25 protein-coding genes are annotated in these 20,816 nt (G+C 65.1%); 6 read left to right on the forward strand and 19 right to left on the reverse strand.

Annotation, left to right across the window (positions count from 1 at the left end; all coding sequences use genetic code 11):
- Positions 1-12: 12 nt before the first annotated feature.
- The gene (locus AADX97_RS06510) at positions 13-810 is read right to left on the reverse strand and encodes an NAD-dependent deacetylase (protein ID WP_374236556.1); all 798 of its coding nucleotides are present in this window, start codon (positions 808-810) and stop codon (positions 13-15) included.
- 1,041 nt (positions 811-1,851) lie between these two features.
- Between AADX97_RS06510 and AADX97_RS06515 the strand changes: the two genes are divergently transcribed.
- Entirely contained in the window at positions 1,852-2,655 is an 804-nt protein-coding gene (locus AADX97_RS06515; protein ID WP_374236555.1) for a DUF2189 domain-containing protein, read from the forward strand.
- 246 nt (positions 2,656-2,901) lie between these two features.
- Here AADX97_RS06515 and AADX97_RS06520 read toward each other — a convergent pair whose 3' ends face one another.
- From AADX97_RS06520 to AADX97_RS06535, 4 genes are all read right to left on the reverse strand, one after another.
- Positions 2,902-5,085 carry an ATP-dependent RecD-like DNA helicase gene (locus AADX97_RS06520; RefSeq protein WP_374236554.1) on the reverse strand — a complete coding sequence of 728 codons (2,184 nt, stop codon included), beginning with the start codon at positions 5,083-5,085 and terminating at the stop codon, positions 2,902-2,904.
- Between the two features lie 71 nt (positions 5,086-5,156).
- The gene (locus AADX97_RS06525; RefSeq protein ID WP_374236553.1) at positions 5,157-5,396 is read right to left on the reverse strand and encodes a ribbon-helix-helix protein, CopG family; all 240 of its coding nucleotides are present in this window, start codon (positions 5,394-5,396) and stop codon (positions 5,157-5,159) included.
- Positions 5,393-5,800: a putative toxin-antitoxin system toxin component, PIN family gene (locus tag AADX97_RS06530; protein WP_374236552.1), complete on the reverse strand. Its 408-nt coding sequence runs from the start codon at positions 5,798-5,800 to the stop codon at positions 5,393-5,395. The genes AADX97_RS06525 and AADX97_RS06530 overlap by 4 nt, the downstream gene beginning before the upstream one ends.
- A gap of 132 nt (positions 5,801-5,932) precedes the next feature.
- On the reverse strand, positions 5,933-6,217 hold the full coding sequence (locus AADX97_RS06535; protein ID WP_374236551.1) for a DUF427 domain-containing protein: 285 nt from the start codon (positions 6,215-6,217) through the stop codon (positions 5,933-5,935).
- A 660-nt stretch (positions 6,218-6,877) separates the two neighbouring features.
- Here AADX97_RS06535 and AADX97_RS06540 point away from each other — a divergent pair.
- Together AADX97_RS06540 and AADX97_RS06545 are read left to right on the forward strand one after the other, a co-directional pair.
- Positions 6,878-7,315 (forward strand): hypothetical protein, encoded by a 438-nt coding sequence (locus AADX97_RS06540; protein WP_374236550.1) that lies wholly within the window; start codon positions 6,878-6,880, stop codon positions 7,313-7,315.
- Between the two features lie 49 nt (positions 7,316-7,364).
- Positions 7,365-7,772, forward strand: coding sequence for a secondary thiamine-phosphate synthase enzyme YjbQ (locus tag AADX97_RS06545; protein ID WP_374236549.1), 408 nt, complete (start codon positions 7,365-7,367; stop codon positions 7,770-7,772).
- Between the two features lie 18 nt (positions 7,773-7,790).
- Here the strand turns inward: AADX97_RS06545 and AADX97_RS06550 are convergent, their stop codons facing one another.
- The 14 genes from AADX97_RS06550 to AADX97_RS06615 all read right to left on the reverse strand — a co-directional run bounded on the left by AADX97_RS06550 (position 7,791) and on the right by AADX97_RS06615 (position 17,804).
- A complete protein-coding gene (locus AADX97_RS06550; RefSeq protein ID WP_374236547.1) occupies positions 7,791-8,129 on the reverse strand; it encodes a helix-turn-helix domain-containing protein in 339 nt (112 codons plus the stop codon).
- 613 nt (positions 8,130-8,742) lie between these two features.
- Complete coding sequence (locus tag AADX97_RS06555) at positions 8,743-9,528, reverse strand: hypothetical protein (RefSeq protein WP_374236546.1); 786 nt, start codon at positions 9,526-9,528, stop codon at positions 8,743-8,745.
- Positions 9,529-10,157: 629 nt separating this feature from the next.
- A complete protein-coding gene (locus AADX97_RS06560; protein WP_374236545.1) occupies positions 10,158-10,526 on the reverse strand; it encodes a helix-turn-helix domain-containing protein in 369 nt (122 codons plus the stop codon).
- A 112-nt stretch (positions 10,527-10,638) separates the two neighbouring features.
- Positions 10,639-12,363, reverse strand: coding sequence for a DUF4041 domain-containing protein (locus AADX97_RS06565; RefSeq protein WP_374236544.1), 1,725 nt, complete (start codon positions 12,361-12,363; stop codon positions 10,639-10,641).
- Positions 12,364-12,402: 39 nt separating this feature from the next.
- Positions 12,403-12,744, reverse strand: a complete 342-nt coding sequence (locus tag AADX97_RS06570; protein ID WP_374236543.1) for a hypothetical protein — start codon at positions 12,742-12,744, stop codon at positions 12,403-12,405.
- 171 nt (positions 12,745-12,915) lie between these two features.
- A complete protein-coding gene (locus tag AADX97_RS06575) occupies positions 12,916-13,371 on the reverse strand; it encodes a thermonuclease family protein (RefSeq protein WP_374236542.1) in 456 nt (151 codons plus the stop codon).
- A gap of 66 nt (positions 13,372-13,437) precedes the next feature.
- A complete protein-coding gene (locus AADX97_RS06580; protein ID WP_374236541.1) occupies positions 13,438-14,706 on the reverse strand; it encodes a phospholipase D-like domain-containing protein in 1,269 nt (422 codons plus the stop codon).
- The gene (locus AADX97_RS06585) at positions 14,696-15,205 is read right to left on the reverse strand and encodes a phospholipase D family protein (RefSeq protein ID WP_374236540.1); all 510 of its coding nucleotides are present in this window, start codon (positions 15,203-15,205) and stop codon (positions 14,696-14,698) included. The genes AADX97_RS06580 and AADX97_RS06585 overlap by 11 nt, the downstream gene beginning before the upstream one ends.
- A 2-nt stretch (positions 15,206-15,207) precedes the next feature.
- On the reverse strand, positions 15,208-15,498 hold the full coding sequence (locus AADX97_RS06590) for a hypothetical protein (RefSeq protein ID WP_374236539.1): 291 nt from the start codon (positions 15,496-15,498) through the stop codon (positions 15,208-15,210).
- 2 nt (positions 15,499-15,500) lie between these two features.
- Complete coding sequence (locus tag AADX97_RS06595) at positions 15,501-15,770, reverse strand: hypothetical protein (protein WP_374236538.1); 270 nt, start codon at positions 15,768-15,770, stop codon at positions 15,501-15,503.
- 12 nt (positions 15,771-15,782) lie between these two features.
- Positions 15,783-16,067 (reverse strand): hypothetical protein, encoded by a 285-nt coding sequence (locus tag AADX97_RS06600; protein ID WP_374236537.1) that lies wholly within the window; start codon positions 16,065-16,067, stop codon positions 15,783-15,785.
- Positions 16,068-16,393: 326 nt separating this feature from the next.
- On the reverse strand, positions 16,394-17,047 hold the full coding sequence (locus AADX97_RS06605) for a peroxiredoxin (RefSeq protein WP_374236536.1): 654 nt from the start codon (positions 17,045-17,047) through the stop codon (positions 16,394-16,396).
- A gap of 362 nt (positions 17,048-17,409) precedes the next feature.
- On the reverse strand, positions 17,410-17,622 hold the full coding sequence (hemP, locus tag AADX97_RS06610; RefSeq protein WP_374236535.1) for a hemin uptake protein HemP: 213 nt from the start codon (positions 17,620-17,622) through the stop codon (positions 17,410-17,412).
- Positions 17,619-17,804, reverse strand: a complete 186-nt coding sequence (locus AADX97_RS06615; RefSeq protein ID WP_374236534.1) for a hypothetical protein — start codon at positions 17,802-17,804, stop codon at positions 17,619-17,621. The genes hemP and AADX97_RS06615 overlap by 4 nt, the downstream gene beginning before the upstream one ends.
- Before the next feature lie 545 nt (positions 17,805-18,349).
- Here AADX97_RS06615 and AADX97_RS06620 point away from each other — a divergent pair.
- The 3 genes from AADX97_RS06620 to AADX97_RS06630 are packed head-to-tail and all read left to right on the forward strand — an operon-like array spanning position 18,350 to position 20,503.
- Positions 18,350-19,009, forward strand: coding sequence for a DUF1826 domain-containing protein (locus tag AADX97_RS06620; RefSeq protein ID WP_374236533.1), 660 nt, complete (start codon positions 18,350-18,352; stop codon positions 19,007-19,009).
- Between the two features lie 60 nt (positions 19,010-19,069).
- Complete coding sequence (gene zigA / locus AADX97_RS06625; RefSeq protein WP_374236532.1) at positions 19,070-20,290, forward strand: zinc metallochaperone GTPase ZigA; 1,221 nt, start codon at positions 19,070-19,072, stop codon at positions 20,288-20,290.
- 3 nt (positions 20,291-20,293) lie between these two features.
- Positions 20,294-20,503 (forward strand): hypothetical protein, encoded by a 210-nt coding sequence (locus AADX97_RS06630; RefSeq protein ID WP_374236531.1) that lies wholly within the window; start codon positions 20,294-20,296, stop codon positions 20,501-20,503.
- Positions 20,504-20,816 lie beyond the last annotated feature (313 nt).

Raw genomic sequence — 20,816 nt, forward strand, 5'->3', positions numbered from 1 at the left:
TCGTAAACGGGTTCACCCAAAGCCCGCATCCGGCCAGCCCTGCAGTACCAGCTCGGGCAGCACCCGCGCGGCGGTACCTCCGATCCGAAACGTTGCAAGGTCGTCGAGATCGGTCCTGTCAGGATTGATCTGCACCACGACGGCACCTCTGGCGAGCGCCGTCAAAGGCAGCTCGGCGGCCGGATAGACCAGCGCGGAGGTCCCGACGACCAACACGAGATCGCAGGTATTGGCGGCGGTCTCGGCGGCATCCCAGACTTCGCCGGGTAGGGATTCGCCGAACCAGACGACCCCGGGGCGGATCGGTCCGCGGCAGCGTTCGCAGCGCGGCGGCGGGAGCGGGGCGCCTTCTAGTGCAACATCGCACGGCGGGTCGGACGCGGACGGAGCATGCGGATAGCCGCAATCCCGGCAGTAGGGGCTATGCAGACTGCCGTGCAGCTCCAGCACATCCGAACTGCCGGCACGCTGATGCAGACCGTCGACGTTCTGGGTCACCAGGGTCAGGCGAGGAACTCGATTGGCCAAGGCGGCGATGGCCCGATGCGCCGGATTAGGCTCGCAGAGCAGCACTTGCGCTCGGCGCCAGGCGTACCAGCCCCAGACCAGCGCCGGATCTGCGTCGAAGGCCTCCGGCGTGGCCAACTGCGTCGGGTCAAAGCGACCCCACAGGCCGTCCAAGGCATCGCGAAAGGTGGGGATGCCGCTCTCCTGCGAGACACCTGCGCCGGTGAGCACCAGCAGATGACGACAGGTGCGTAGGCGGGCCAGCAGTTCCGGCGGGTAAAGGTCGATCTCATGGGGTGACATTGGCATGGGGATCCGGTTCGCGGGTTGATCCTGATGATGCTCCGAGTCCGGCCGCAAGCCCCAAAAACTCGACCGTTCGAAGGACAAGATTCCGGTACGGATCCAGTCCCCAAATCCTCGACCTTTCGTGACCCTTTATGCAGGGGGGGGAGTCTCGAAGGTGCGAAGTTCGGGCGCCGAGGTCCGGCCTGCAGGATCCGCGTAGTCTGGAGCGCTGCGTCAGGTGCCAAGTTTTGGCACACCGGAACAGGCAGAGATGCTTGTCGGGATCACACCGCGGCGCGGACCATGACACTCAATCTTCCTAACCGGCTAATCGCCGTCAACGCCGTGATCCGTTGCGGCGACTCCCGGCGCTTCTCCGCCAACCGCAACGCCTTCCGTTCGGCGATGATCACCACAAGCCGCTTACGTGCCCGTCATGGCGGGTAGGCCAGATTCTCGTTGTGTAGCTGGTCGCGCACCATGGTGGTGTATCTGAGGTACGTCAAGGAGCCGGCGTTGTATGCAGCAGAGCGGCGCGCGCGAAGCCGGTCGTGAGTTTCGGGAGAAGGCGGAGAGCAGCAGCGGCCTTGTGAGTCACGGCGGTGAGGGGCAGGTGCTCGCGTTCCGCCTCGTCGCGAGCGACTGTTCAGGACGCATGGCGGTCTGTCGCAGTCAACCCTGTGAGCGACTCTGGACAGCCAGTTCCTGACACAGGATTTTCGGCGGTCGGAGTCCGAAGTCGCGCGGACAGCCGACGATTGCCCTACCAACGCGTTACATAGACTGCCCCCCGAACGCCCCGAACGCCCCGGAACGCGCTGTGGTGGGCGAAAACGTTGAGCATGCTGAGTACGTGCGGGTCATGGCGGCAAGCGGTGGGTCTCGCCAAACCACATCAAGTCCCTCTCCTACAATCAGTGATCAGGGACTTTCTTTATTAGAAAATACTTATTTTCTTACGTTCCTATTTACTTAAACCTATCCAGGGCAGATGAGTCGACACTCGGTTCAAACGAGCGCCCGACTTTGCCGTCATCAACCCCGGGAGTCTTCGCAATGACCACAGAATCAATCCCCTTTCCCTCAACCGATACGCATCGGGATGTCGTCCAAGCCGATACATTATCGATCCAGCGGGTGGCCTCGAATGCGCCCCTGCAGTGGCTCGGGCAAGGCTGGCGCACACTGAAGAAAACACCTTTCGTCAGTCTATTTTATGGTTCGCTCTGCGCCCTAGCCGGTTTCGGGGCACTGACCATGAGCCAGGCGATGCCGGGTTTGACGTTGAAGTTTCTGATCGTGCTCCTGCTGCTGGGCCCCTTTCTGGCCGCTGGGCTCTACGTCACCGCGCGTCGCCAGCTGGCCGGTGAACAGATCGGGATTCGCGCCAGCTTTGCGCTGTATGGTCAGCGGCGCTCAAGCCTGGCATTGTTCGGGCTGTTTCTGGTGTTCGTTGTCGCCTTCTGGGCGCTGGCCACGGCGGTGATCTTTGCCATCAAAGTGACGACGCTGGCGCCGACCTCCAGTGGCTATGTGACCCTGTTAGGAGGCGGGATGGACCCATTGATGATGCTCTTCACGCTGGTGAGCAGTGCCTTGCTTGGCGCGGCGGTGTTCGCGGCCAGTGTGATCGCGGTTCCGCTGATCGTCGATCGTGATGCCGGCCCGGTTGCCGGTGTGCAGGCGAGCTGGCGGGCCGTCACCCTCAATCCCGGGCCGATGTTGCGTTGGGCGGGATTGATCCTCGGCCTGATGCTGGTCGGCGCGCTGACGGCTTTCGTCGGCATGGTCGTGATCTTCCCGTTGCTTGGTTACGCTAGCTGGTATGCCTATTGCGATCTGGTCGGCGAGGCCGTTTAACCGACACGCCAGCCCCAGCCCCTTGCGCCAATGGATGGCGCGCGGTCCAACGTCCAACCGTTCCGTTACTAAACAGGGTGGCCAACGCACTAACCGCATCAGGTCGCTTCCAAAAGGCAACGAACAGGAACATCACCGCAACTGGAACAATTCTAGAGAGTTCAGCAAGAATCGAAGTTCCGGCTCTTGCCATGTCCCGTTGCTCAAGACCGCGATCTTCAAGCCGGGCAACCGGAACGACCAGGCTTATGGGAACGAACCCCCGACCCCCTCCCGCAACCGCTCCCCTAACCGTGTCACACGCTGTTGCGACTCCCGCCGCTTGACCGCCATCCGCAACGCCTTCGTCTCGGCGATGATCACCACCAACTTGCGCCCACGTGTCACGGCCGTGTAGAGCAGATTGCGCTCCAACAGCTGGTAATGCTGCATCGCCAGCGGGATCACCACCACCGGATATTCCGAGCCCTGAGACTTGTGGATGCTGGCGGCATAGGCCAGCGCCAGCTCGTCGAGCTCCGAGAAGTCGTACTCCACCGCCCGGCCATCGAAGGTCACGGTCACCGTGCTCTGCTCCGGATCGATCGTCGCGATCCGCCCGATGTCCCCGTTGAAGACCTCCTTGTCGTAGTTGTTGACCCGCTGCAGCACCTTGTCGCCGGGCGCATAGGTGGTGCCGAACTTCTGCACCCGCGGCTCGGCAGTGGGGTTGAGCAGGCGTTGCAGCTCCACATTGATCGCCTGCACGCCCAGACCGCCGCGGTTCATCGGCGCCAGTACCTGGATGTCCTCGACCGGATCGAAGCCGAAGCCGCGAGGGATGCGCGTCGTCACTGTGGCGTAGAGCTTGGCGGCGATGTCCTCGGGATCATCGGCCTCGATCAGATAGAAATCGCTGACCTCGCCCTTGGCCGGAGCAAGCGGAATCTCGCCTTGGTTGATGCGATGGGCGTTGACGATGATTCGCGAGCTGAGCGCCTGGCGGAAAATCTCGGTCAGCCGCACGGTCGGCACTGCCCCGGAGCCGATCAGGTCGGCCAGTACGGCGCCGGGGCCGACCGAGGGCAGCTGGTCGACGTCCCCGACGATCAGCAGACCCGCATCGTTCGGGACCGCGCGCAGGAGCTGATTCATCAGCACCGTGTCCATCATCGACGCCTCGTCGACGACCAGGAGCTGCGTCTCCAGCGGGTTCTCGGCATCGCGCTTGAAGCGGAAGGTCTTGGGATCGAACTCCAGCAGCCGGTGGACCGTCTTGGCCTCGAGTCCGGTCGTCTCGGTCAAGCGTTTGGCGGCGCGACCCGTCGGTGCGGCCAGGGCGACCGAAAGGCGCTTGGCGTGCAGGATGCGCAGCAGGCTGTTGACCAGGGTGGTCTTGCCCACCCCCGGACCGCCCGTGATGACACAGACCTTGTTCGCCAGCATGGTCTCGACCGCCGCACGCTGCGAAGGCGCCAACGTCAATCCCGTCTGTGCCTCGACCCAAGGCAGAGCCTTCTCCGGATCGATCGACCCCCAGGGCGGCGCACCGCGCAGCAGACGCTGGATGTGCGACGCGCACCCGACCTCGGCTCGATACAAGGGAGTCAAGAAGAGAAGCTCCCGATCCAGGATCAGATTCTCGGCAGTCTGCTCGCTCGCAATGGCCTCTTCGATGATCGCCGCCGGAACCTCCAGGAGCTTGATCGCCATCGTCACGAGCTTTTCGGGCGGGGCCGCACAGTGCCCCTGCTCGGACCAGACCTGCAGGGCATGGCGCACGCCGGCTTGGGCGCGAATGAGCGAGTCGCGCGGGATGCCGAGGTTCTGCGCGATCAGATCGGCGGTCTTGAAGCCGATGCCCCAGATGTCGAGCGCCAGACGATAGGGGTTCTCGGTGACCTTGAGGATGGCCTCGTCCCCGTAGGTTTTGTAGATCCGCACGGCCCGCGAGGTGCCCACTCCGTGCGATTGGAGGAAGACCATGATCTCGCGGATGACCTTCTGCTCGGCCCATGCCGAGGACACCCGCTCGCGGCGCTTCGGGCCGATGCCCTCCAGCTCTTCGAGGCGCTCGGGCGTGCTCTCGATGACATCGAACACGGCCTCGCCGAAGGCGCGCACCAGCTTGCGGGCGAAGTGGGGACCGATGCCCTTGACCATGCCGGAGCCGAGATACTTCTCGATGCCTTCGAGCGTGGTCGGCGGGACCACGCGGAGCTGCTCGGCACGAAACTGCAGCCCGTGCTCGCGATCGTTGACCCAGGCGCCCTGAGCTTCTATGGACTCTCCGGCCGAGACCGACGCAGCGCTGCCGATCACCGTCATCAGATCGCGCTGGCCTCTGACCTTGACCCGCAGAACACAGAAGCCGGACTGCTCGCTGTGGAAGGTGACGCGCTCGATGGCGCCGGCGAGGCGTTCGTGTGGCGGTGGTGAAGGAGATTGCATCGGGGATAGCAGTGCCTGTTGGAACCCCGCCCTTATGGATGAAACGCCCCGGATAGGGTATTGCTCACGCGCTAATCGCGAGGACGCGTCGCATCTGCTTCGGCGGCATCCAGACGATCGAGGATAGCTAAGGCGCGTGCCGGGTCACCCATCGCCGCCGACGCCCGAAAGTGGCTCTCGGTATCCCAGGCGGCCAATGCCTGAGAGCTCAACTCCTCGATGAGCTTGTTGACGCTCAGGCCCCGGCTGCGCGCCAGGGCACGCAGGCGCTCGGCGGTATCGTCCGGAAGACGGATTGTCAGGGTGCTCATGCCAAGACCTCCAGGAATTCGGCCGGTGTGCAGATCCGAAGATGACCGAGGCGCAGCTCACCCAAACGCAGATCCCGAACGTTGTGGGTCACGATCGCCTCTGCGTGGCCTGCAATGGCGAGCTCGATCAGATGGTTATCGCCTTCATCCGGGAGATTGGGCCGCCAGCCATAGTAGATGCGCACCCACCGCCCTTGGCGGGCAAGCGCGGCAAGGACCGTGGATCGCTCCTCCGGAGTCGTTTGGGTGCCCCAGACCGGGCGATTCAGAAGTTCCTGATATTCCAGCCAGAGCGCGTTGCCAAACAGGGGTTGCAGGCGTCCTTGCAGGGCGTGGCGCAGCACGAGACGCGATGCCCCATCAGTCGAGCGGAGACCGGCCACGAAGACGTTCGTATCCAGCACGACTGGAATCATAGTGACAGCATATATGCTGTCACTGGTGATGACAAGTCGTGGAATGGTCGTATTGACTCGCGGGACCGGCCGCAGCCCACTGGCGGGCCACGCGCTTCGATCAGCTCCCGCTGTGACCGCTCAACGTACCACCTCAACCCCGCGCCAGAAGGCGAGATGGTCCGCGATGCGCGCGGCGGATGGTTTCGGATCGGGGTAGCGCCAGGCGGCGTCGACGTTGCAGTCGTCACCGACCACGATGTGGAAATAGTGCGCCTGACCCTTCTTGGGGCAGACACTGCGCCGCTCGCTCGGCCGCAGCAGATCCTGTCGCACCGATGCGATCGGAAAATAGACATAGCCGTCCATCTCCTCGACCCGCGCGTTCTCGGCGATCACGCAATCCTTCCAAACAGCTTTCACCATGATGTACTCCTTAGGGTGGTGGGTGGTCACGCCCGGTTGCCCGCCCCGCGTCGCTCGGGCGTACGATGGATTCACACCCACGCTTGGGGCCGCTCCCCCTGGTCCCAAGCGACGGCTGGATTCATGGCGGTGGTCGATCGGTGCCGGACCGAATGAATCGCTGAACGGGGCGGCGGTTGGGGGCCGAGCGGTCCGGGGGCGAAGCCACAGGCTCGATGGGCGGTTGCCACGGGGGTGGCGGCACCTGAATAGATAAAGATCAGAAGCAGATCAGGCGCGTCGGACGTTGGTAAAAAACCTAGCATAAACATAAATCTGAGCATCATTTACGGCATCTTGCGAGCATTGCTATACCATACCTTGGTCGGTGCTGTACCCTGCTGGGAGTGCAGCCGGGCACGGCACCCTGGCCCCGTGATCGGCTATGCCTCGGAGCTTGTCGGAACATCCAGCGAGAGTGCCAGCATCGTCTGGCGGACGGTCGGTGCTATACCGTCATTCTTGATCGATCGTTGGCTTGCGAGCCTTCGAGATGCGGCGGATTAGACCGGGGCCGGATTTCTCGGCACATGCATGAGACCCCTCTCGGCGATCGTGTAGAACCTGCCAATCGGCTCGGCACACCCTGTGAGCACGCCGAGTCGTCGCCTGGAGGACCGTATGTCCATCATCGAAACCATCTGGGGCCTGGTGCTCGTCGTCGTCGCCGGTGGCGTCTGGCTGGGCCAAGTAGTCGTCGCGCTCGCCCCGCGCATCGGTGCCCGCTGGGGTCTGGTCGAGCCGCGCGAGAGCGTCGACGCGGTGATCTGGAGCGACAACCGCGCCGAGGCGATCTGGGACACGCTCGCACTCTGGGTACTGCCGCTCGCTGGCGTCCTGCTGCTCTTCGACCATCCGCGATGGCCACCTGTCGGGCTGGTGGGGTCGGGGATGTACCTCTATTTCGCGGGTCGCGCACTGGTCCAGCGGCGCCTGATGCAACGCCATGGGGTGCGCGTCGGCACCCCTGGTTACGTGCGGCTGGTCCATGGTTTCATGGCCCTCTGCACCGTGCTCGCGGCCGTGACGATCGCCCTGGCGGTGACGGCCCCGGGCTGAGAGCGGTGCCGATGCAGAGCGCCGACATCGATTCGAGGGGCCCCGAACCATGCGCGAGATCATCCACCTGACCACCCGCCGCGACCAGGAGCTGGTGGACATTACCCGCCAGGTCCAAGACGTGGTCACGCGCAGCGGCATCCGCGACGGCATCGTCCATGTCTACGCCCAAGGCGCTACGGCCGCGATCATGATCCAGGAGAACTGGGACGACAGCGTCCAGGAGGACGTCATCGACTTCCTCGCTAAACAAATCCCGAAGGGGGTGTGGCGACATGACGCCCAAGACGGCAACGGCGATGCCCACCTCAAGGCGGGCCTGGTCGGACCCTCAGAGACAGTCCCCGTGATCGACGGCGAGCTCGGCCTGTCGCGTTGGCAGAACCTCTTCTTCTGCGAGTTCGACGGACCGCGGCCCGAGCGCATGGTTGTCGTCACGATCATCGGCGATCGCTGAGGCTTGTTCACATCCCTATCAGCGTTTCCGTGCCATTGTCTCTTCCGTCAGTACCGCCAGCTGCTCTCGCCCCGTCTCGTCCATCTGCCCGTACCCCAGAATGATGTTGGCCAGCCGGTCGTCGTCGCAGTAGAAGTAGGCCAACGGTACCGCGAGCACATCCGCCAGCCTTTTTGCGGTCATCACTGGCGGGGCATGAACGCCACTTTCATAGCGGCTCATGCGGGCGCTGCTGGCGCCCTCGTCGAGCCCGATCATCACCCCAAGACGATCCTGCGCAATTCCCATCCGATTGCGGGCATCGCGCAGGCGACGCCCGAAGGGTGTGGATGCAGATGTCTTGGGCGATCGAGGCATCTTTCGATCGTCAAGGAACGTCTTCCCTTCGGCTCTACGAAAAACGTAGAATCGGAACGAGGCGGTGCGCACCGACGCCTGACCGATACACAAACCCTGGAACGTCGGATCCCCGAACGGGATCGACGCAGTCCGCTCCTGCTGCCGGGAGTGGGGCGCGTAATCGGCATGGGGCTTGGTATCGCTCCCCCTGGTCCCTTCTTCTTCGGACGAGCGTCAGCGAGTCCATGAGACGCGCGTAGCCGAAGGCTAGCGCTCCTTCGCCGTTTAGATGAAGAACCGGATGATGAGCTCCACCACTTAAGGGGCCTATCGGCCGTCACATAACCTCCATCTTGCGGTCATGCGGGCCTGTCCGGGGTCGAGCCCCGTCACTTCTTCGCAATACCCCGGCACTTAATTCTCGGCGCCGCGCCCTGGCACGCTCTCGGACGGCTTTGCTGCCCCATGGGACAGGCAAACAGGGCCCGACGAAGCGCTAACCGCCTGGCGGGAGCTGAAATCGATGCTCTGGATGGTCCGGAGAGGGTGAACGGGTGGGGCTCAGGACAAGCGGGGGGGTCGCCGACACTATCGGACAAGAGATGATGCGTTGGTCACACCGGTGTTCGCCCTATGAGGTGTCGCAGTGTAGCGGGGATGCATCTGGTTTGTCGCCGATGACCGGCTGATCGTGGCGAGTCTCGGTTCCGGTGCCGACCATCGTCCGGGATGAGCCGGTGACGTCCAGCATCGCGCGCATGGCGTCGATGTGCTTGCTGTGCGGGAATGTGCCGCCGGAGAGGGGATGGGAGTCGGACGAGAAATCGGGGATCTGGGCCGCGGCCGGTTGACACGCAGTGCCGCCGCCCGCGACTCGGTCGAGAATGGCGCGCGCTCCGATCTTCAGGCGGGCGGAAGCCGTGCGGTTCGGCGTCCCGCCGCGATCCTGAGAACGCTTCAGGCTGATCCGTTGCCGGTCATGCTCCAGCCGCGCCTCAAGGCCGAACAGACCGAAAAGGGCTGCGGGAACGACCCGGATCGCAGCACGGCCGATATAGCTGCCGTCCTCCTGACGCTCGCACCGCGGATGGATCGTCAGGAGCCCCCCGCAGACGATATCGCGCATTGCGCGCTCGGCACGGCGCAGGCTCAGCTCTGCGCGCTCGGCGAGGGTGTCCATGCAGATCGGCAGCAGGGTGCCGTCCGGTTGCGGCACGCTCAAACAGAGCGAAGGCAGGTCACAGTAGTGGGCGACCGCGCCGAGTAGGGCACAGCAGGCTTCCCGGCGCTCGGAGCGCATCTGGCGAGGTTGGTGCAGGCCGTCAGGATCGGCGGCTTGCTTGCGACCGAACAGAGCGTTTGCCAGGCTCGGGATCTTCTGCGGATCGTCATAGAAATCGCGTATTCGCTCGACCAACTTACGGATGATCGGTGGACGCGCTTTGTGATCAGGTGGGGCAGCAAACCAGCGCGGAGCGGTTGGATCGTGACCGCACCGATTCCCTGACGCTGATGATGGTTCTGCCATATCCGCGACCGACGCTCCGTGTCTCGACAGAGGTTGTGACCCTGACCAGGAGGGTCGGGGCCGTTCTTTTTCGGACAGCGGTGACGGCAGTCGGCCGTTACTTTGACGGCTAGGTGTTGTTTTATCTCGACGATTCGTGCACGCAGCGATGGCTGTACACGTCCAAACCATGACAATCGTAAGGCATTATGATGGCAGGTCCGAAACTAACCGAAGTTCGTCGTTGGGGGCAAGCAAATTTTCAACGCCAATCCGGTCTTTTGGACACGATTTGAGTATTTTATAGCAATAACCACAAGGATCTAAAAATCCTTGCCCATGAGCGAATGTAACAGGCTGTGTTGTCCATGCTCTGGAGAGTATTCGGATGCGTGCGTACGAAGGGTATCCGAAGCGTCCTGTCGATCTCTCAAACAACGCGGGCCGAGCACCGGCTCGGCCTGCGTTCCACCCCTACGGAGCGGGCGAGCAGAACACGTTCAGCGTCTGCTGAAAGACTTCCAGGAGGATCCCCGTGGCTAGGCCGCTTGTGCCTGTTGACCTTGCACGCGTTCAGTTTCCGCCTGGGCGGTTTGGACGATCATCGCCCGCCCACGTTTGTCGCTCGCACGGTAGAGGGCCAGTAGATTGAGCTCATCACTCGACAGCGGATCGCTGTCCTCCAGACATAGCAGATAGACGGGCGAGACATCGCCGAGGGCGCGTGCGAGGATCACCGCCTCCTCGAGCCCCATGCGCCGGATACCCTGCTCGTAGTTGCTGATCCGCGACTTGGCTAGTAGGTCTCCCGTCAGTGCAGCGAGCTGCGACAGGCTCAACTTCCGCCGGTGGCGTTCGGCACGCAGCCGCAGACCGATTGCGGCACTCGTTTTGTTCTTCTCGGACATTGGTGTCTCCTTGTCGTGGGTGCACACATCGAAGCCTAACGCAGAGCCCAAGCGTTTTCAAACATAACGTGTTCGAGATGCTCGTCGATGCATTTGGTCGGTCCATTGACCGTTAGGCGATGGCCTCGTCTTCGACCTCGCGCTCCTCGCGATCTGCCGCAAGGTCGTACTCGGATTGTCGATGCGTCCACTCCCGAGCCATCTCGGGGTCCTCGGCCAACTGCTTGGCGAGCGCGAGGCTTTCGCGGTACTCGGCCGCGGCCGCTGTCATGGTCCAGGAGGCCTGAACCCCTCTCGCTTCGAGCTGCTGGCGGATCGCTCCGAGCGAGACCTGGAAGAACTCCTTGCGCGGATTGACCTTGTTCACCTGGGCCTGCATGAATTGGCGGTGCAGGGCCGTTTCAAGTGCCGGAGCATCTTCGCTCCAGATCAGCGCATGCACGTCGAAGCCGAAGGGGACGCTGGCGTCGCCGAGCTCGCGCACCCGATCGAGCGGTTCGAGCCGGCGGGTCATGCCGACCTTGAAGACATCCTCGCCGAAGGAGCCGATGTTCGAGATCACGTAGACGTGGCCGGCTTTGGTCTGCTGGGCCATCGACAGCGCGCGTTGATTGCGCGCCTCGGCCTCCGTCAGCCGCGTATGCAGCTCGGCCAGTCGGGCGTCGAAGACCGCGCGTTGCGCCTCGCTGGCTTGCTCGGCCTCGGCCTGAACCTTCGCCAATGCCTTCTGGAGTGACTCCTCCTCGCGCGCGCTCTCCTTCAGGGCCCGCTCGATCTCGCGCTGGGCCTTCTGCTCCTCGCGGATTAGCTCGCGAATGCGGCGCTGCTCGGCTTTCTCGTCTTGGCGCTTGACCTCGATGGCGGTCGCCCAGGTCAACTCGTCGAGTCGAGACTGGAGATACTCCCGCGTGATTCGGGCGTCCCGGAACGCCTTGCCGTTCTGGTTCACCAGCGCGAAGGCATCGCGGATCTCCTGCTCGAGGACACCGTAGTTGGTGGTCTTCACCCTGGACAGGATGGTGTCGACCTTGCCGTTGAAGGCATCGACGACGAAGCGCTCCGCGGTATCGCGACGCTTGGCCTCGACATACGCACAGGACGCCGCGCGCTGCTCGGCGACCATCAGGCGGGTCCGCTCACGGGCCGCCTTGAGCTGCCGGCCGCTGTCGTCGAAGCCGTAGGTCTCGGCCAGCTCGTCGAGCAGCCCGAAGGTCGGCTTGAAATAGCGATCGCCATAGCCGTCGATGACGTTACGCATCGCCGCGGCAACCTCCCCGAGCCGATCGGCTTCCTGCAGCGCGCGATAAGCGTCGCCGGCGATCTGCTCGGCTCGCCGATCGGCGGACGCAATGATGCCTTCGGCTTGGGCACTTGCGTCGGCCAGCACGGCGTCGGCCCGCTCGCGCCGGGTCTTCGCATCAAGATTGGCGTCCCGGCGTAGCGCCGCGGATTCCTGCCGTGCGGCCTCGAGTACGCCGGCCGCCTCGCGCTCGGCTTTGGTCGTGATCTCCCGTGCCGCACCTTCCGCTGCGTTCAGGATTTCCTGTTCCTTGCGCCGTGCGCCCTCGTACAACGCCTTCGAGGCGCTTCGCAGTTGATCGGCGGTGGCCGCGGCATCGCGGATATCTCGGAAGCGCGAGAGCGAGTCGATCTCGGCTTGCCGCTCGGCGATGGTGCGATCGGTTCTTTGTTTGAGACGATCGCCGAGGATCTTCAGCCGATCACGTTCGCGTACGACCCTGGCGAGGAACAGGGACAGGGCCATGACGGCGATCAGGGCGGCGACCGAAGCGGCCGCAAGCATCAGGATCGTTGCAGGGTCGGAGGAGGTCGGCATGCGTGCATCCTTTCGTTCGGCTCGGTTGGCCGTCCGGTCTCAGTGTGGTCCGCAGCTTTCGCCGACCGATGGGATCGCCATGATCTCCAAGAGCAGTGCCGGGTGGTCGTGCAGTGTGGCGGTGATGGCGGTGTAGAGGGTGACGTCCTCGTCGACCGGCTCCTTGCCGCCGCTGCTCCAGGCACTGAACCAGGCGGTGGCGAAACCGATCAGCCAGGCGAGCTGGATTCCCAGATGTTCGAGCGGGGGCAGGTGACGGTGGTCGAGCGGAGCGGTGAAGCAGAGGGCACCGAGGGCGAACCAGTCACCGTCGATGTCATGTTCCGGAGAATCAGTCGCCTCGAGGGGGCATGTGCGCGAGGGGCGGCGACAAGCATCCATGTTTGGATATCCGTTTCGTTGACGGATGAAGTCTAAACCGCTTTTCTCGTTTTTTGAAGGGGATGGCGTGCCGATGGATTCGATCGCAGGGTGTCCATGTCCACCGAGCAGTGATCCTCTGCTTTGCGCGTCATCGCATCCCATCTTCGCGAACGATCCTCAGCGTCCACGCTACCCCGGCACCGGCTGACCGTGACCCTCGGCGATCAGGACGTCCGCGAGGTCGACGAACAAGGTGTCACCGACCTTGAGCGTGCGGAACGTATCGGTCGGCCCCGCGAGATCGTTGGGATGCGGCAGCCAGACGCGACCGATGAAGCGCTCGAAGCTGCGCTTCTCGCGGTGGGTATCGAGCAGCGCGGGGCGGTGCAGCAGCAGGGCCTCGGTGCGGGCCTTGGCGGCAAGGCCGGCCTCACGCACCGCGGCGGGCACTCCGACCAGCTCGGGGGTGTCGACGCCCATGACACGCAGTGCGATGTAGGCGTAGTGGTAGAGCCCCAGATCGACGAGGAAATCGGCGGTGTCGCCGTCGACCACGTGCTGGCACGCGGCGCGGTACAGGCCGACCGCCTTGGCATGCTCGAAGCCGACAGGATGGTTTTGCAGTTCGGCGGGCTTTCGGGACATCGCTTGCGTCTGCGCGGAGGGGTTGTCGTGGAGCCGATGCGACGTGCGCCAAGTCGCTCGCTGCGCCTAAGGCTGCCGCGCCCACAGTGCATCGAAGTGCGCCGCATAGCGTTGCGCTACCGCTGGCGCTGCGAGCACGAAGCTGAGCTCGTGGGTGTCGCGAAACGAGGCCCGGGTCCAGTTGTGGCTGCCGACGAACACCTGTTCGGCATCGACGATCAGCACCTTGGAGTGCAGCAGACTGGCAGGGTCGTCGAACTTCACGCCAACCCCGGCTGCTTTCAGCCGCTTGACCAGCGGCTGGTTGATCAGCGCGCTGCGGTAGGGCACACCGCCATCGTCCTGATCGAGGATGACGCGCGTCTCGACACCTCGGGCCGCCGCCTCTTCCAGCGCCTGGACCAGCGTCAGCGGATCGGTGTCGCCGGGGGCATCGGCGGCGGTGGCTAGGAAGACCATCAGTTGGATCGACGTCTCGGCGGATTCGATGGCGGCCTTGGCGCGGGCGACATAGTGCTCGCCGATCAGCAGATCCGACGCAGCGACCGGAACGCACTCGGCGAGCATCCGCTCGCGCGTGGATCGGCGCGCCAATGCGGCGGCGGCCTCGGTGGCGAGCACGCCGTCCGCGGCGTGGCTGCGACGTGCCGCCTGAGCGACGATCAGCGCCAGAGTCGCGCTCAGGCGTTCGGCCGAAGAACCGCCGAGGTGCGGCTGTATCTGCTCCAAGCGAGTGCCATCGCCGTAGACCAGGCTCAGGTCGGTGTGTCGGAGCAGGTCCAAATAGCTCGACATGCCGGGCGCGGTGCAGAATCGCCACAGGCCGGGCGAGAGCAGACCGACACGCGGGCGATCCAGATAAGCCGTCTCGCGCAGCTGCTCGACGCGCTTGGCGCCGATGCCGTCGATGGCGGTCAGGTCATCGATCGTCTGCTGCGGCGAACCGCGAGCAACGTGAGCGGCGACGCTGTCGGCGAGGGCAGGGCCGACCCCGGGCAGGTCGATGATCTCCGGTATCGTCGCCGCGCGTAGGCCGAGCGCGTAGGTGTCGCCTGCGACGACGTGGCGCGCGGCATCGATGCCGAGGGTGGCCCGGAGCCCCCCGGCGGCGCGTGCGAGCCAATCTTCGATATGGCCGATCGTGCGGTGCAGCAGCACCGCTTGCAGCGTCGGTGCGTCGAGCAGCGCGGCATCGACCACGGTCGGGGTGACCAATCCGGACAGCGCGACCAGTTGTTTGGCCAATGCGTCGACGGTCTCATCCGGCCACGGCGGACCCCCGGTCGCGGCCCAGTCGGCGGCAGCGGTGCGTGCGGTCGCGGCATCAAGCGGCATGGCGAGGGAACCCCCGGGCACTTGCCCACAGCGTGAGGAACTCACCGGCCAGACGCTCGGCGGCGCCGCCCCGGAGCAACAGCGCGTCCTCGACATTGAGGCGAAAGGCGTCGTCGGTCCAGTTCTGGCTGCCGATCATCGCCAGGTCATCGCAGACGACGAACTTGGCGTGCGAGCCGGGTTGTTCCGGGGTGCCGAAGATGCGCCGATTGGGCACGCCGTAGCGAGTCAGAAACCCGCCGCTCGCCAGGTTGGCGGCGGCGATGTCGGCGGTGAAGAGTTGTCCGGCGGTGAGTACGCGCACATCGACGCCGGCATGTCGGCGGGCGGCCAAGGCGAGGCTCAAGGCCATCACGTATCCGGCGATGTCGCGACCGGGGCGGATGTCGTAGATGAACATGGCCACCCACGCCCGGCGCCGGGCAGCCTCGATACTGGCAAGGACCAGATCGAAGTACTCCCTCTCCGGGATCCGTGTGGCGGTGGTGGCGACCGACATGATTAACTGTCCTCCGACCACGACTGCAGTTCACGGATGCGCCGGCGCACTTGCGCGGCACGGACCTCGTAGACCGCCTGCGCCTGGCGCGAGAGCGCCGCTTGCTCATGCAGTCGCCGGTACCGATCGAGCAAGGCGGTCTCGTCCGGGCGCTTCGGGCGGCGGGCGATGGCCTTGTCGAACCGCTCGATGATGATGCGACCGGCCTGACTGGTTGCGATATAGGCGTCGTAGAGCGCGGCCAGCTTGCGGGCGGCGATCAGTGCTCGGCAGGCCTCTTCGCGGGTCATCATCGTCAGAAGGTCCCCTTGATCTCGAAGCCCCAAGGATCCCAGGTGGGGCTGATCTCCCAATGCATGTCGCTCCACTCGCCCTCGACGCCGGTCGGGACGTCGAGGTCGAAGTCGTTCTCCGCAGGCTCGGGACCCCAGTCCGGATCAATCCAGTCCGGGATAAATATGTCATCCACGTCGTCCCAGTCCGGGAAAAGAATGATCGGGTCGTCGCCGCCGCAGAGCTCGCAGGTCAGGGATTCGGACAAGTTACCCAGGTTGGGGTAGGACATTGCCGCGTGCCCTCAGATCGCCGGCCGCAGGCCGAGGCGGTGCAGGCCGTTCTCGACCAGGCGCCGCACCTCCGCGGGGGTGTAGACCTCCCGGTAGAGCGCGTGCAGGCGGCCCAATTCGCCGGGTTCGGCGTCGGCGACCGGCGTCAGGATGCGCGCCGATTCCTCCGCCGCCAGTGCCTCGACGCTGCCGAGCTCCGCCACGCGCTTCGACAGCGTCGCGACTTGCCAGGCGGTGCGTGCCGTGTCGAACGGGATCGGTGGGATATCGAGGTTCTCGAGGAAGGTATGTGCCATCGGTGCCATCCGGTCGGCGGGGCGGGCGGCCCGGCTCGAACGCTCCACGCTGAGACAGTAGTCGAGTAGCTTAGTCGGTAAATTCCGAAGTGCAAGGGTGCCGGGGCGGTGACAGCTGCCGTTGCCCACCGCAACCGACCCGCTTTCGGCCACGACAATCGACCCGCCCGGGGGGCGGATCGGCGTCGGTTTCCGATGCCTTCGCTCCGAACATCAAGAACGGCGCGTGCCGGGCGAGCGTGTGTTAACCGCGCGAAGCACCGAACGCTAACAGCCTCGACCTTTCGGCCGGGGCTGTTAGCGTCATTCAATCCGGATGCGCAGGCTCAGAGCGATTTCTTGCAGAAGTACCAGTCCACGCACTCGTACTCGCCGCTCGCCGCCCGTGCGTTCGCCTCCGCCACGCTGCCCGGCGGCGGGACGATGACCTGCTCGCCCGGCTGCCAGTTCTCGGGGGTGGCGACCTTGTAGGCGTCGGAGGTCTGCATGGCCTTCACCAGACGCAGGATCTCGTCGATCGAGCGGCCGTTGCTCATCGGATAGTAGAGCATGGCCCGCAGCACGCCTTGCGGATCGATCACGAAGGTCGCGCGCACCGCCGAGGTATCGCTCGCCCCCGGCTGAATCATGCCGTAGGCCTTGGCGACCTGCATGGAGAGGTCGGCGATGATCGGAAAACCGATCTCCACGTCGAACTTCTCCTTGATGTTGCGCACCCAGGCGACGTGGCTGTAGTGGCTGTCGATGGAGAGGCCGAGCAGATCGCAGTCGAGTGCCTGGAAATCGGCATGGCGGCGGGCGAAGCCCATGAACTCGGTGGTACACACCGGCGTGAAGTCGGCCGGATGCGAGAAGAGCACCAGCCACTTGCCGCGGTAGTCTTCCAGGGTCTTGCGGCCGTGGGTGGTCGGGGCATCGAAGGCCGGGGCCGGCTCGTTCAGGCGCGGCATGGCGGGGGCGGTCGTGGTCTCGTTGGTCATGGGTCGATCTCCAGATGTTCAGTGGTTGTTGCGTCATCCCTCGCATGAGGTTGACGCTAGATTAGCGATCGCTGATGAACGCACGAAGTCGATTGTTGCGATGGAAATTATCGTCATGGACGATTGCGTCATCGCAATCGATTGTGAATAGTGATCCATCGATGAGCGAACGGCCGATTCTTTCCGTGGGGTCTGCACAGCCTTGTGGTGGATCCGGATCGCAACCGGCGCGGGGATCGAGACGCGCGCGACGGCAGTCTTGGGTATTCGGATTGCCGCAAGTGGCGTGATCGCGTCGGCGTCCCGCAATCCCCAAACGGCTTCGCCGCGTCCGGGCATCGCGCGGGGAGAACGCCGATCCGTCAGATGGCACGGGCTGTCCGCGAGGATCCCTTCGGCCCGACGAGCTCGAGGTGACCGGCGCGCGCCACGCGCAGCCGATAGAGCCGGCCGCGATGCAGGATGCGCAGCTCCCCGGTAGGGTCGAACAGCTCGGCGCTGAAGACGGTGTCTTGGATGTCGGTTCCCGGCAGCGACCTCCGGGGATGCTCGTCGCGCTCGACCGTGGCGCTCATGAGGCGTTCTCCGCTTCGGCGGAGCGGCCCATCACCGGCAACCTGTTCGGGCCGGCGTACCCTGTAGCGGGCGTGCGCTCCAGCGCGGACGAGGCGCCGGGCGGAGGTGTCGCAGTGTGGGCGCCCATCAAACCGAGCAGGAGGACACCTGTTGCAACCGTACTGACGAGAAGCGCGCGCATGACCATGGCTCCAGGGTCGAGACGCCCTTGCCGGCGTGTCGACCCGATCGGGTGATCGGGTGATCGGGATGGCGGGGCAGGGCATGGGTGCCCTCCCTTAAAACGAATGATAATCGTTATTGATTGGAATGCAAGACCGATCGATGCCGTCGGGTTAAGGAGAGACGCGCGAGGGCGGATCGGCAACCGGCAAAGCGCGGCCGCAGTCCTGCACCCGGATGGCATCGGGGACGTTGGATTCGGCACGGGACGCGGGCTGATCCGACGGGTGATGACGCCGATCGGCTGGTCGCAGGTGCGGGCGAACACCGACTACCCTGTTCGCTGCAGGGTTTACGTCTCGAAATGCAACGCTATAACATCGTGCGCAGTGTTTCAGCCGAGCCCTTGCGGTTGCCGCGACCCGCGGTGCAAGAGCGAAGGATCGCCTCCGCGCATCCTGTCCGAGCCGCCAAACGGATCCTCGCGACCCTCGCCGATCCCGACAGGGGCGACTGCCATCCGGCATCGCCCGGATTCGACCGTTTAGCCTGGAGGTGTCAGTCATGAGCGTGCAGTCTGTGAACCGGAGCGACGCGCTGCTCGGGCTAGGCAGCCCGACCGACATGGTGCAACGGGCCGGTACCCTGGCGGACCTGACCCGGATCTTCGTGCCGGAGATCCAGATCTGTGTGCACTCGCCCCCCGGCAGCCCGAACCTGCTCGGCGCACTCGCGGGCCTTCGCGTGAGCGGCTGGTCCGGCCTGCGGGCGGTCGTCCGGCTCTCCGCCGATGGCGTTCCCGACATCGAGGCGCTGCCGTTGCCGCCGGCGTTCGCGCACCCGGCGCTTCGGCGCGAGCTCGCCTTCTTGCTGGAGCTCTACGGTGATCTGCTCGGCTGCGCGGCCATCGGGCTGCGTATCGAGCGTCTGGAGCGCGCCATGTGTCCCGGCTGGCATGTCGACCGCACCGGCATCCGGCTGCTCTGCACCTGGTGCGGTCCGGGCACGGAGTGGCTCGACGATCCTCGGATCGACCCCCGAGGCCTGCCCGGCAGCGCCGCGGGCACCCTCGCAAGCGGCCAAGCCCGGCCCTTCGACATCCTGCTGCTCAAGGGCAGCGCCTGGCAGGGCAACGCGACCGGCGGGGCGATCCACCGCTCCCCGCAGGTCGACCCGGGCTCGGGTCCGCGCATCCTCGTGGCCCTGGATGCCCTCTGGGACTAAACCCGGACAGGACAACCGGCGTTCTCTGCACTCCCGCCAGCCACAACGAGCGATCCATCCATGGCCCCGTCCAACAGCGATGCCCGTCTGCCCGTCACCGTGCTGTCCGGCTTCCTCGGCGCCGGTAAGACGACGCTGCTCAACCACATCCTGAACAACCGCGAAGGCCGACGGGTTGCGGTGATCGTCAACGACCTATCCGAGGTCAACATCGACGCGGCCCTGGTCGACCGCGAGGTCACCCTGAGCCACGGCGAGGAGCGGCTGGTGGAGATGACCAACGGCTGCATCTGTTGCACCCTGCGCGAGGACCTGTTGGTGGAGGTCGCCTCCCTGGCGCGGGCCGGGCGCTTCGATGTGCTGGTGATCGAATCCACCGGCATCTCCGAACCCCTGCCGGTGGCCGAGACCTTCACCTTTCGCGACGCGACCGGGGTGAGTCTGAGTGACCTGGCGCGGCTCGACACCTTGGTCACGGTGGTGGATGCGGTCGCCTTTCCCGCCGATCTCGAGACCGCCGATGACCTGACCGAGCGCGGCGAGTCCCTCGGCGAGGATGACGACCGCTCGCTCGCGGAACTGCTGATCGACCAGGTGGAGTTCGCCGACGTCATCGTCGTGAACAAGATCGACCTGATCGGCAGCGCGGAGCGCGAGCGCCTGATCCATGCCCTGCGCCAGCTCAATCGCCACGCCCGCATCCTCCCGGCCGTGCTCGGGCAGGTCCCGCTCGCGGAGGTCATCGACACCGGCCGCTTCGACTTCGCACGGGCCGCCAACGCACCCGGCTGGCTCGCGGAGCTGCGCGGCACCCACACCCCGGAGACGGAGGAATACGGTGTCGGCAGCCTCGTCTATCGCGCCCGCCGGCCGTTTCACCCCGGGCGTTTTCATGCCGCCATGCAGGAAGACTGGCCCGGCAACCTGCTGCGCTCCAAGGGCTTCTTCTGGCTTGCCTCGCGTCTCGATTGGGCCGGCGAATGGTCACAGGCCGGCGGCTTGGTGCGTCATGGGCCGGCGGGGCTGTGGTGGGACGCGGCCCCGCGCGAGCATTGGCCGGACGATCCGGCGCAGCGTGCCCGCATCGAGGCCGACTTCGACGGCCCTTTCGGCGACCGTCGCCAGGAGATCGTCTTCATCGGCCAGCACCTGGACGCGCCGCAGATGCGCGCCCGGCTCGACGTCTGCCTGCTCGACGATGCCGAAATGGCGTTGGGGCCGGACGCCTGGCGTGGGCTCCCGGACCCGTTTCCGGCCTGGACCCGCGGCCTGGAGGAGTGAACGATGACCGACGACACCGCGGGTTTCGCCGCCGAACTCATCCCGTCCGGCTACGCGAGCTGGCGCTATTGCATCGAGGTCAAGTGGGGCATTGCGCTGACCCCCGACTATGTCAAGGAGCGTATCCGCATCCTCGCCGACCCAGGCCAGGAGGAGACGCAACGCTTTGCGCGGACCTACGGCCGCGACCACCTGGAGCGGGTTCTCGGCTGATTTGTCGGGCACAGGCGGGGCTCGGGAGAAGCCGCCCGGACGGTGTGTTCTCGCCATAGAACAACCGAGAGCGCTGCAGCGGATCGGGATCCATCCGCCTTACGCAGGCGTAAACTCCGGCGCACGCTTGGCGGCTCGGGCTTCACCAGCGCTCATGGCGTCGAGGAGGGCGTGTGCCTTGGTTTCCCGTGAGGAGCCGATGTGTCGGGGCCAGCCGCAACGGATCGGTCCCCGAAAGACCGGATGTCGAACCGGAACAGCTGTCAGTCGAGTCGCCGGTGTGGGCGACGGCTGGGCCCCATCAGCGGTCACA

It is taken from the genome of Thiocapsa sp. C2-2m (assembly GCF_041903745.1).
Lineage (GTDB): Bacteria > Pseudomonadota > Gammaproteobacteria > Chromatiales > Chromatiaceae > Thiocapsa > Thiocapsa roseilacustris.